Raw genomic sequence first — 11555 nt, forward strand, 5'->3', positions numbered from 1 at the left:
TACCGGGCCTACGGGAGAATATGTAGAACATGTAGGCCGGGTAAGGCGTAGCCGCCACCCGGCTTTTTATCGTTTCTCCGGTTAAAACCGTTGCCCGGTGGCGCTGCGCTTACCGGGCCTACGGGAGAGCATGTAGAGCACGTAGGCCGGGTAAGGCGTAGCCGCCACCCGGCATGTTTTCACGCACTGACCCAACCGCCGCCCAGCGCTTTATACAAATCAATTTGCGCCAGCAGCAGGTTGTTTTTCACCTGTACCACGCTGGTCTGCACCGAGAACAGCGTGCGCTGCGCATCGAGCTCATCCAGATAAGAAGAGTATCCGTTGCGGTAGCGGTTTTGCGCAATCCGCAGCGTCTCCTGCGCGACCGTCTGCTGTGCCAGCAGCTCGGTAAGCTGTTCCTGATAGCGGGTGATGGCATCAAGGCTGTCATTCACCTCAGCAAACGCGTTACGCACGGTTTTTTCGTAGCTATACAGCGCCTGATTCCGCTGGGACTGAGAGATATCTACCTGCGCATTCAGCGCCTGACGGTTCAGCAGCGGCGCAAGAATACTGCCGCCCACGCTCCAGAGCTGTAGCGGGTTATCCAGCAATCCCGACAGCGTGCGATCCTGCACCGATCCCGTGGCCGTGAGGTTGATCGACGGCAGCAGGCTGGCGCGCGATGCCGCCAGCGTCGCGTCCGCCGCAATCAGCTGACGTTCAGCCTGGACGATATCCGGGCGCCGGTTCAGTAGCGTCGACGGCAGCTGGAAGGGCAGTTTCAGCGGCGTCAGGGCATCAAAGCTTTCACCGCGCGCAACGTCACCCGGGTTGCTGCCCAGCAGCAGGCTAAGCGCATTTTCCTGCTGCGCAATCTGGTGCTGAAGCAGTGGAACCTGGGCGCGGGTGGCGCGCAGCTCAGAATCCGATTGCATCAGCTCAAGGCGAGAGCTGTATCCCGTCTCAAACTGTCGCTTGGCGAGGTTGAACGCCTCTTCACGCGACTTCAGCGTGGACCGGGTAACGCGAAGCTGTTCGTCCAGCGACAGCAGGGTGACGTACCCGGAGGCCACCGAGGATGCGACGGTAAGATCAGCCGCCGCAGCCGCCGCCTTTTGTGCCTCCAGCGACGCTTCAGCGGCACGGGAGGTGCTGCGGTTTACGCCCCAGATATCCACGTCGTAGCTGGCGGTCAGGCTGCCTTTGTACAACGTACCGTATACCGGAAGCCCCGTGGCGGCGGACTGCGAGCGCGCGCGCGTCCCGGTCACGCCCGCGTCAAGCGACGGGAACAGGCTGCCGTCAGCGGCGTACACCCGGGCCTGGTACTCGTTAATCCGCTCGCGGGCAATCAGCACGTCGCTGTTATTCTTCAGCGCCTGATCCACATAGCGATTCAGATTGCTGTCGTGAAAATTTCGCCACCAGAGCTGCTCTGTCGGGCTGGCTGGCCCCGACGTCGCGCGCCACTGGGCCGGTATGTGCAGGGACGATTTGGCGGGCTCAACGTCTACCGACTGGCATCCCGCCAGGATAGTCATTATCAGCAGGCCGGCTATCGGGCGAAGCGTCATTGTTTCGCCTCCCGCGTGTCGATGGTCACCTGCACCGACATGCCAGGACGCAGCAGCCGGTACGCCTCCGGCTCACCGAGTACCTCAATGCGTACCGGGATGCGCTGGGCGATTTTAACAAAGTTGCCCGTGGCGTTGTCCGGGGTGATAGCGCTGAACTCGACCCCTGTGGCCGGGGATATGCTCTCCACGCGGCCCTGATAGGCTTTATCGTTTAAGGCATCGACGGTGAATTTCACCGGCTGTCCGACGCGTAAATTCGCCAGCTGCGTCTCTTTGATATTGGCGATCACCCAGTGCTGCGGCGGGACCAGCGTGGTAAGGTGCGTCCCGGCGGTGACGTACGCCCCCAGACGCACCGCAATCTGCCCGAGCTGACCGTCACGCGGCGCGACAATGCGGGTGTTTTGCAGATCGATCTGCGCCAGCTCCAGCGCGGCTTTCGCATTCTCAACGTCCGCTTCCAGCGAACCGCGATTGACGATGACCGTTTGTAGATCCTGACGCGACATCTCAAGCGTTGCTTTCGCCTGGTCGATATCGGCGCTCCCCTGGGCGGCACTGGCCAGCGCCGAATCGCGCTCGCGAATGGAGAGGGAGCCGTCCGCGGTCAGCTCTTTCACGCGTTTCAAATCCGCCTGGGTTTTCAGACTTTGGGCACGGGCGTTTTTCAGCGCCGCCTCGTTTTTGGCAATCACCGCTTCCGCGCTTTTGCGCTGTTGCAGGTTGTTATTCAGGGCTGCAATTTTCATTGCCAGCTGCGCCTCGGCCTGATGGACGCGCTGGCGATAGATGCGGTCATCTATCTGCAACAGCAGCTCGCCTTTTTTAACCTGCGCGAAATCCTGAACATGGACCTCGGTAATGTAGCCGTTTACCTGCGGACTGATGAACGTGGTCTGGCCGCGCACGTAGGCGTTATCGGTAAACTGGGCATGACGCGTAAACGGGGGCAGCTGCCAGGCATAAAGGATCACCAGTACCCCGACAATGCCGATAGCCGCGGCGGTGAAGATGGAAACGACGCGCACATTTTTGCGGGTGTTGGCCTGCTCTTTGGCGGCATCCTGCTGACTCATAACTTCTCCTGATAAATAGTCATTACTTGTTGCCAGTGGCGTTCTTAAGGGCCATACGGGCGGTGATGCGCAGGCGTAGCAAGCGCCATAAAATCCAGACCAGCGTGGCAGTGGCAATGCTCGCCGTCAGGAGATAAGTATCGTTGTAAGCCAGGATGTTTGCCTCAAGCGCCGTCACCGTCTGGAGTTGGGTAATGGCCTGAGTTCCCAGCAGGGAACTGTCGCCAATCAGGCTTTTGTACATCTGGGTGTAAAGCTGAATCCGTTCGTTCACCAGCGGGTTAAGGGTGGTGAGCTGGTCAGCCAGCAGGCTGGAATGGTACTTCTCGCGCCAGGTCTGGAAGGTGCCGAGGATCGCGGACCCCAGCAGCCCCCCAAGGTTCTGACTCATACCAAACATCACGGAAAAGCTGACCAGATTGCGCGGATCGGCGATCACCCCGCCAATGGCGGCCAGCATCGCAGGTGCCAGGAAGAACGCGCTGCCGAAGCCCAGCAGGAACTGGCTGAATATAAGCTGATCCGGCCGGGTCAGGTTGTTGGACTGGCTGTCCAGCAGCGAGGCAACGATCATCAGCGCCAGCGAGGTGATAATCGGCCAGGCCAGTTTAGTGGGCTTAATCGTCAGACAGCTGGTGACGATACCGCAGACGATCCCGGCGAAAATAGCCCACGCCAGATGGGTCATCTGTTCATTCTGTAAGCCTACATATTGCAGCCAGCCGATGACGCCCGTGTTCTGCTCCGCCAGTACGATGCGGATCAGCAGCATAATCAGCCCCAGGCGTACGATGCTGCCGCTGGAGAGCCAACGGGTATTAAGCAGCGGGTTGTTGCGGTTATGTTCAAACACGATCGCGGAGACAATCAGCACCAGCGAGAGAGCCAGCGCCCAGCCGATCCACGGCGCTTCAAACCACCAGTCCAGACGCCCTAACGACAGAACCGCGCACAGCAGCGCCATGCCGGGCGCAAGCAAAAAGAAGGTGATGAAATCTTTCTTCTCGAAGACCTTGCGTCGATCGCCCGGCGGCAGCTTGAGCGCCATCACGCAGGCCAGGGAGATCAGGGCCAGACCCAGCTCGAAGAAGTACAGCCCGCGCCACTCATCAAGCTGTAACAGCTCGGTGGAGAACAGCCGCGCCAGCGGGATCGCCAGCGACGACCCGGTTATGCCGATGGTCAGCGCCTTCAGTCGGTGCTTCGCGGGCCAGGCCTGGATCTGGTAATAAATGCCGAGCGAGCTGAGCGCGGCGGCGACCATCCCGTGTGCCGCACGTACCATCAGCGCCGAGCTGAGATCGTTCACAAACAGGTGGAAAAAGGTGACCAGCACATACAACACCAGGAAGCCTTCCGTAAAGGCGCGCAAACCGTACTGCTGGCGAAACTTTACCAGCAGCAGGTTGATGGAGACGTTGGTCATGACATAGACGGCAGGCAACCAGGCGATTTCAGTCGACCAGGCGCCAAAGGTGCCTTGCAGGTTTTGCAGATTGGCGGTGACGACCGCGTTACCCAGCGCCCCGGTCAGACACACCAGCAGGCCGACCACGCCATAGGCGATTCGTTTCGACGTCGGATGCTCCGGGGTGGAAGGGGAACCCAGCAGGGCGGGTTTCTCGTGTGGCTGCCACTCGCGAGGAGCATAAGGGTCGCGTTGGGGCAGGCGCATAACGGGGTTTACCTTTCAAAAAGTTGAATTGTGAGCGGGCTAATGATTCTAAGGCTGACGCAAATCATAATTCAAGTGAATACGATTTTCTCATGTTAATCAAATGTGAGTGCTTTTTGAGCACATCCCGGCCCGTTTTTTCAGCATTCATGCCATAGCATGACGCGAAGAAAGGGGGATAATCGAAGGCTCTGTATGCTGTAAGGAGGTAACGATGACAATGGCACTTTTTCCCTGTCTGCCTGGCACAACCCTCGACGCCGTGAATACCGTTGGGGCGTGGCTTGCTCAGGACGACTATCAGGACAACCAGCCCGTTGATCTGGTGATTCTGGCGGGTAATGCGGTGATCCCCGCGATTGATGCTGCCTGTAAAATCGCGGCTGAACAGGGTGTTCCTCTGATCATCAGCGGCGGGATCGGTCACTCGACGACCTTCCTCTACGCCGCGATTGCGAAACACCCCCGCTATAACAGGATACCCACCACCGGACGTGCTGAGGCGGCTATTCTGGCCGACATCGCCCGTGAATTCTGGAACATTCCGGCCGAGCATCTTCACGTTGAGGATCAGTCGACCAACTGTGGCGAAAACGCCCGCTTCAGCCGGGCGTTGATGAAACAATCCGGACTGAACGCCGCCCGGGTGCTGGTGGTGCAGGACCCGACAATGCAGCGTCGCACAATGGCTACGTTTGCCCGCGTTTGCCGCGACGAGGCCGCATCGCCCGCATGGGTGAGTCATCCCGGCCTGACGCCCGTGCTGCAAAACAGCGACGACGGTCTGGTGTTTAGCGGCCCGGTCGAGGGGTTATGGCCGGTAGAGCGCTACTTGTCGCTGGTGCTGGGTGAATTTCCGCGACTCAGGGACGACATCAACGGCTATGGTCCGGCGGGACGTGATTTCATTGCCCATGTCGATATCCCTGCCGATGTGGACGCCGCGTGGCAGATCTTGCGAAACGACGTCATTCTCACCGACGCGCTGGTGAGCCGTTCCCTGCTGTGATGCTCTGCCCGTTTGCGCCATCTTTTACGCAAACGGGCATCCTGTGTTGCCGATTTGTGATTTTGGAAACGGGCTGACCCGTTTCTTTTATGAGATATCTCACAAAAACAGACTCATAGAGTAGGCAATTGCCCCGGTAATTATAGTTTTTAACATTAAGTTTACTTGTTAAAAACAGTGTGATTACAGGAGCAGGTTATGACAGTACCCGTACAACATCCTATGTATATTGATGGACAGTTTGTTGCCTGGCAGGGTGATGCATGGATTGACGTGATCAATCCGGCCACGGAAGAGGTCATTTCCCGTATCCCCGACGGCAGCGCCGAGGACGCCCGCAAGGCCATTGACGCGGCAGATCGCGCGCAGGCTGGCTGGGAGGCGCTGCCTGCTATTGAACGCGCCAGCTGGCTACGCAAAATTTCCGCCGTGATCCGCGAGCGCGTCAGTGAAATCAGCGCGCTGATTGTGGCCGAAGGCGGCAAGATCCAGCAGCTGGCGGAAGTGGAAGTGAACTTTACCGCTGACTATATCGACTATATGGCCGAGTGGGCGCGCCGTTATGAAGGGGAAATCATTCAGAGCGACCGTCCGGGCGAAAATATTCTGGTGTTTAAGCGTGCCCTGGGCGTCACCACCGGCATTCTGCCGTGGAACTTTCCCTTCTTCCTGATTGCCCGTAAGCTCGCTCCCGCGCTGCTCACCGGTAACACCATCGTTATCAAGCCGAGCGAATTTACCCCAAACAACGCCATTGCGTTTGCCAAAATCGTCGATGAGATTGGCCTGCCGAAAGGCGTCTTTAACCTGGTGCTGGGCCGGGGTGAAACCGTCGGACAGGAGCTGGCCGGGAACCCGAAAGTGGCGATGGTCAGCATGACCGGCAGCGTCGGGGCAGGTGAAAAGATCATGGCTGCGGCGGCGAAAAACATCACCAAAGTGGGGCTGGAGCTGGGCGGTAAAGCCCCGGCCATCGTGATGGACGATGCCGACCTCGAGCTGGCCGTGAAGGCCATTGTGGATTCACGCGTCATCAATACCGGACAGGTGTGTAACTGCGCGGAACGTGTCTATGTCCAGAAGGGGATCTATGACCGCTTTGTGAATCGTCTGGGCGAGGCAATGAAAGCCGTCCAGTTTGGCAATCCGGCTGAGCGAACGGATATTGCCATGGGGCCGCTGATCAACGCCGCCGCGCTGGAGCGCGTGGAGCAGAAGGTGGCGCGCGCGGTGCAGGAGGGGGCTAAAGTGGTCCTTGGCGGTAAAGCGGCAGAAGGCAAAGGGTATTTTTATCCCCCAACGCTGCTGCTGGACGTACGTCAGGATATGGCCATCATGCACGAAGAGACCTTTGGCCCGGTGCTGCCAGTGGTGGCATTCGACACTCTGGAAGAGGCGCTGAACATGGCCAACGACAGCGACTACGGTTTAACCTCGTCTGTTTATACGCAGGACCTGAACGTCGCCATGAAAGCCATTAAGGGGCTTAAGTTCGGCGAGACCTACATTAACCGCGAAAACTTTGAAGCGATGCAGGGCTTCCATGCAGGCTGGCGTAAATCCGGTATCGGCGGGGCGGATGGCAAACACGGTCTGAATGAGTATTTGCAGACGCAGGTTGTCTATTTGCAGTCGTAATCAGGAGCCCCCTCCATGCGAGGGGGTTCACATTTTCAGGAAAGGTGGTTATGTTGGCGCGATAATGATTCTTTATCGGGAAACAACATGCGCACAAAATATACGGGTCTGCAAATCAGCATTCACTGGCTGGTTTTTCTGTTAGTCATTATGGCCTATTGCGCCATGGAGTTCAGAGGGTGGTTCCCAAGAACCGATCGTCCGCTTATTAATATGATCCACGTTTCCTGCGGGATCAGCATCCTGGTGCTGATGGTGGCGCGCCTGCTTATCCGCCTCAAATTCCCGGCTCCGCCTATTCAACCGAAACCAAAAGCGATGATCACCGGGCTGTCCCATCTCGGGCATCTGGTAATCTATCTGCTGTTCATTGCGCTGCCGCTGATCGGCATGATGATGATGTATAACCGGGGAAATGACTGGTTTGCGTTTGGCCTGACGATGCCGCATGCGGCGGAGGGGAATTTTGACCTGGTGGATACCCTAAAGGAGTGGCACGTAACGCTGGCGAATCTGGGGTACTTCGTGATTGGTTTGCACGCCTTTGCCGCGCTGATGCATCACTACTTCTGGAAGGACAACACGCTGCTGCGCATGATGCCGAAAAAGCGTCAGTAACCGATAATGCCCTGCTAACCCGCAGGGCATTTTTTTGCGGCTTATTGCAGTTGCGCGCGCTCCTGCGCCGTTAAGTCCAGTTCATGAGTTGAACCCGTTTCCGAAGATTTTACCGCCGCTTCCAGCACCGCCATCACCGCCAGGGCTTCCACCGGATGGACCGGGTTGTCAATCTTGCCGTTCAGGGCATCGCGCACGTTTATATAGTACTGCCGCTGGTCGCCTTTTGGCGCAGGGATAGCGCTGGCTTCCCCCTGGGCATTAAACAGCACCATAGCGTCGCTGTCTTCACCCCAGCTTTCGCTACCCGGAACGACGCCTGCCAGCAGCTGGGCTTCCTGCTGATCGATGTGCGCTTTCACCACGCTGGCCTTATCGCCGTGGACGGTAAAGCGGGCAACGCCACCCGCCACCAGCATGCTGCAATGGAGGACCACTTTGTGTTCCGGATAATTCAGCACCACGTGCGCCCAGTCGTTAATCTCCGCGCCGTCACGCAGGGTGGCGATGTTGCCCTGTACCGACTGCGGCAGACCAAAAAGCTGTAGCGTCTGGTCAATCATGTGCGGGCCTAAGTCGAACCACAGGCCGCTGCCGGGCACGTTTTGCTCTCTCCAGCGCACGCGAACCTCCGGACGGAAACGATCGATATGCGACTCAAAATGTTTCACCTTACCGATACGGCCTTGCTCAATCACCTGCTTAATGCCGAGAAAATCGCTATCCCAGCGGCGGTTATGGAAGACCGAGAGCAGGCGCTGTTTTTCTTGCGCAAGCGCAATCAGATCTCGCGCTTCCTGCATATCCAGCGTAAACGGCTTATCCACTACCACATGCTTGCCGGCATTGAGCGCCAGGGTGGCCAGCGGCGCATGGGTCGCGTTAGGGGAGGCGATAACCACCAGGTCGATATCCGGGTGCTGAATGGCCTCTTCCGGCGTGGCGACAACGAGGACGTCCGGCAGGTCGCGTTTCACTTTCTCTTCATCCCGGGATGAGACCACCGCCAGCTTCAGGCCGTCGACGGACTGGATCAGCGGGGCATGGAACGTCTTACCTACAAAACCATACCCGATCAGCGCAATATTCATTGTCTTCACTTTATTCATGACCTTCTCCACGTTAATGCGCGCCAACGGTAACCTGCAAGGCGCTATGGTCCCCGAGCTCTGCCCAGGGACGATCTAAAAACAGTTGATGAATCTCGGATAACCCTGACACCAGATACGGTTCGCACTGGTTGAGTTTTAGATGGTCGGCGACTACCCAGTGCGCCTGGCTTGCGGCCAGCATGGCACGCTTCACTTCGGCATCCGCCTCCTGACTGGCGCTCAATCCGAGTTCGGCATGGATGGCGCATGCGCCAAGGATGGCAATATCCGCCCGGTAGCGAGAGAGCAGGGAAAGGGTGGCGCTTCCGGCAAACAGGCGTTGTTTCTGATCCCACTTTCCACCGAGCAGGATCAGGTCAATATCTTCCCGATCGCTAACCTGCTGGGCGATATCAAGAGAAGGGGTGATGATGGTCAGCGGCCCCTGAAGGAAAGAGGCAACGGCCAGCAGTGTGCTTCCGGCGTCCAGAAAAAGCGTCGAGCCCGCAGGCACGCATTGCGCAACCTGTTTACCCAGCCGCTGCTTAATTTCAGGGAGCAAGCTATTCCTGCTTACTCGGGTCATCGTCGAGAGATTCAGCGCGATGGCGCCGCCATGGTTTTTTTGTGCCAGTCCCTGTTTTTCCAGGTCGGTCAGATCGCGACGGATGGTGTCCGCCGAAACCTGCAATCGCTCTGCCAGCTCGGTAATGCTGGCCTGGCCTTGCTCAGTAATGATATCAAGCACATATTTCTGTCTGGCGGTTTTATGCATGGGGCAGTATCCTGCAAAATGTCGCAATAAATCGCAGTTTACAGCATTTTGCAGGAAAGGGAATCGCGACAGGTGCGGGATGTTATCCAAAAACAGTTTAATGATGTGATTATTGATATCGCATTAATCAGTCATCAAAAACATGTATGTATCTTTTAGGTATGTTGTTATCGCTATGTTTTACTTGAAAATTTGGCTTAAGCTGCCGGATTATTGGCTCTAACCAGAATGTTTAACTAATTTGTAATTATAAATTAGTGCATATATCTATTAGTTTCTATTTTTAAAGTAAAATAATTCAATTTTATTCGGTGTATTACTTAAGTTGACATTTCTTTGAAAATCCTTGTGTCTGATTCGGGGTGAAATTAACGCAAAAATGTACACCGGGGCATTTTAGAATTTTCTTTATATTACAGGGGGTTTATTTGTTTCATCTGAAAGGCCTTTTATAACGTTTTGTCCAGAAACCCCATCTTTTTTCTTATTTGTAACACCGCATTAACATTGCGGGTGTGGTTGCTCATATCACATTTTGTTATGCTGCGAATCAATAAATATTTAAGTAAATTCTTAAAAGAAAAAAAGAGATTGAACGGCTCTCATCTCAATTGAAATGGGCTTGGGGAACTATTACCCAAATTAATCGAGAAGAGGTGAGGGATTTCTGAAGAATTATTTGTACCTCTTCCTGGGTATTTATTTGGCTATAACCTGGAGTCGGGGGATATTATGAAGATGAAATGCAATAACAGGTTAATCAGACTATCTGCATCCCTGACCTTAATTTCGCTGGTGGTGACTGCGGCTAATGCAAATAACGGCCAGGCGGGGATATCTCCCGTTGCGGCAATGACGATGAAAGAAAGTATTCTTTTCGCTCTCGATCGCGACCCCTCGGTGAGCCAGCAGGCAGCGCAACTGGGGATCGGCCAGGCACAAATAGACGAAGCGCGCAGTGGCTGGATGCCACAAATAGCCCTGAACGGGAGTACGGGTCACAGCCAGACCACCGATTCAAGCGGCTCGTTGCGAAATTCCGCAGCCTGGGGCCTGAGCCTGACGCAGCTGGTGTACGATTTTGGCAAGACCAATAACAGCATCAGCCAGTCTTCAGCTCAGCGTGACAGCTATCGCTACCAGCTGATGAGCACGATGTCTGCCGTCGCGGAAAAAACGGCCCTCAGCTATGTGGAAGTAAAACGCTACAGCGATCTGTTGCAGGCGGCAAAAGAGAACGTGCAGGCGCTTAAAAACGTTGAGCAACTGGCAAAACTCCGCGCCGATGCTGGCGTAAGCTCCACCTCTGATGAGCTTCAGACCCGCACCCGTATCGCCGGGATGCAGGCGACGGTAGAGCAGTATAATGCGTCTCTGAACAGCGCCCGCGCGCGGCTGGCGGTATTAACTGGCATACAGGCTGAACGCTATTCACCGGTTCCGGGAGGTCTGGCCGTGGAGCCGGATTCTCTCAATCGGATTGATTATTCACTGATCCCAACGGTGATGGCCGCGCAGAACATGGAGCGTTCAGCCCAGTACGGCGTAGAAACCGCCAGGTCTCAGCACTGGCCGACCTTAAGCCTGAAAGGGGGCCGCACCCGCTATGAGTCTGATAATCGCGCGTACTGGGATGATCAGATCCAGCTCAATATTGACGCACCGCTTTATCAGGGCGGCGCGGTCTCGGCGCGCGTCCGTCAGGCCGAGGGCGCAAGGGCAATGGCATCGTCCCAGGTCGATCAGGCCCGTTTTGATGTCCTGCAAAAAGCCTCCGTCGCACAGGCCGACTGGACCGGGGCGCGTGGACGAATGGAAGCCGGGAAGCGTCAGCTGGAAAATGCGTTGCGCGCCCGCGATGTCTACAAAAATGAATATACCCTGAGCAAGCGCAGCATTAACGATCTGCTCAGCGTGGAGCAGGATGTCTGGTCTGCCACCTCAGCGAAAATAATGGCTGAATACGATGGCTGGAGTGCGGCGATTAATTACGCCTCTGCGGTGGATAATCTCTTGCCGCTTATCGGAATAGAGAAAAACGCTGCCGCGAAATTACCTGATTTAAGTTAAAAAAAGGCGCGCCTTTCTGCGCGAAATAAGTCAGACAATAA

At 56.2% G+C, this 11555-nt stretch carries 9 protein-coding genes; 4 read left to right on the forward strand and 5 right to left on the reverse strand.

Features of this window, described 5'->3' with window-relative positions:
* Nucleotides 1-179: 179 nt before the first annotated feature.
* From L463_RS08010 to L463_RS08000, 3 genes are read right to left on the reverse strand one after another with little or no spacing between them, the layout of a single operon-like run.
* Nucleotides 180-1559, reverse strand: coding sequence for an efflux transporter outer membrane subunit (locus tag L463_RS08010; RefSeq protein WP_032103742.1), 1380 nt, complete (start codon nucleotides 1557-1559; stop codon nucleotides 180-182).
* The gene (locus tag L463_RS08005; protein WP_017693458.1) at nucleotides 1556-2638 is read right to left on the reverse strand and encodes an HlyD family secretion protein; all 1083 of its coding nucleotides are present in this window, start codon (nucleotides 2636-2638) and stop codon (nucleotides 1556-1558) included. Before L463_RS08005 ends, L463_RS08010 begins: the two co-directional genes overlap by 4 nt.
* A 22-nt stretch (nucleotides 2639-2660) precedes the next feature.
* Nucleotides 2661-4313 carry an MFS transporter gene (locus L463_RS08000; RefSeq protein WP_023303698.1) on the reverse strand — a complete coding sequence of 551 codons (1653 nt, stop codon included), beginning with the start codon at nucleotides 4311-4313 and terminating at the stop codon, nucleotides 2661-2663.
* A gap of 214 nt (nucleotides 4314-4527) precedes the next feature.
* Here L463_RS08000 and L463_RS07995 point away from each other — a divergent pair, with 214 nt between their 5' ends.
* From L463_RS07995 to cybB, 3 genes are all read left to right on the forward strand, one after another.
* Complete coding sequence (locus L463_RS07995) at nucleotides 4528-5322, forward strand: YdcF family protein (protein ID WP_017384495.1); 795 nt, start codon at nucleotides 4528-4530, stop codon at nucleotides 5320-5322.
* A 198-nt stretch (nucleotides 5323-5520) separates the two neighbouring features.
* Entirely contained in the window at nucleotides 5521-6960 is a 1440-nt protein-coding gene (gene aldA, locus L463_RS07990) for an aldehyde dehydrogenase (RefSeq protein WP_032103740.1), read from the forward strand.
* Between the two features lie 87 nt (nucleotides 6961-7047).
* Nucleotides 7048-7578, forward strand: a complete 531-nt coding sequence (gene cybB / locus L463_RS07985; RefSeq protein WP_032103739.1) for a cytochrome b561 — start codon at nucleotides 7048-7050, stop codon at nucleotides 7576-7578.
* A gap of 41 nt (nucleotides 7579-7619) precedes the next feature.
* Here the strand turns inward: cybB and L463_RS07980 are convergent, their stop codons facing one another.
* Nucleotides 7620-8687: an oxidoreductase gene (locus L463_RS07980; protein ID WP_032103737.1), complete on the reverse strand. Its 1068-nt coding sequence runs from the start codon at nucleotides 8685-8687 to the stop codon at nucleotides 7620-7622.
* A 13-nt stretch (nucleotides 8688-8700) separates the two neighbouring features.
* The gene (locus L463_RS07975; protein WP_015570569.1) at nucleotides 8701-9444 is read right to left on the reverse strand and encodes a DeoR/GlpR family DNA-binding transcription regulator; all 744 of its coding nucleotides are present in this window, start codon (nucleotides 9442-9444) and stop codon (nucleotides 8701-8703) included.
* Nucleotides 9445-10176: 732 nt separating this feature from the next.
* On the opposite strand from L463_RS07975, the gene L463_RS07970 reads away from it, so the two are divergent.
* Nucleotides 10177-11514, forward strand: a complete 1338-nt coding sequence (locus L463_RS07970) for a TolC family outer membrane protein (RefSeq protein WP_023296579.1) — start codon at nucleotides 10177-10179, stop codon at nucleotides 11512-11514.
* Nucleotides 11515-11555 lie beyond the last annotated feature (41 nt).

The organism is Enterobacter sp. BIDMC 27, assembly GCF_000534415.1.
Lineage (GTDB): Bacteria > Pseudomonadota > Gammaproteobacteria > Enterobacterales > Enterobacteriaceae > Enterobacter > Enterobacter hormaechei_C.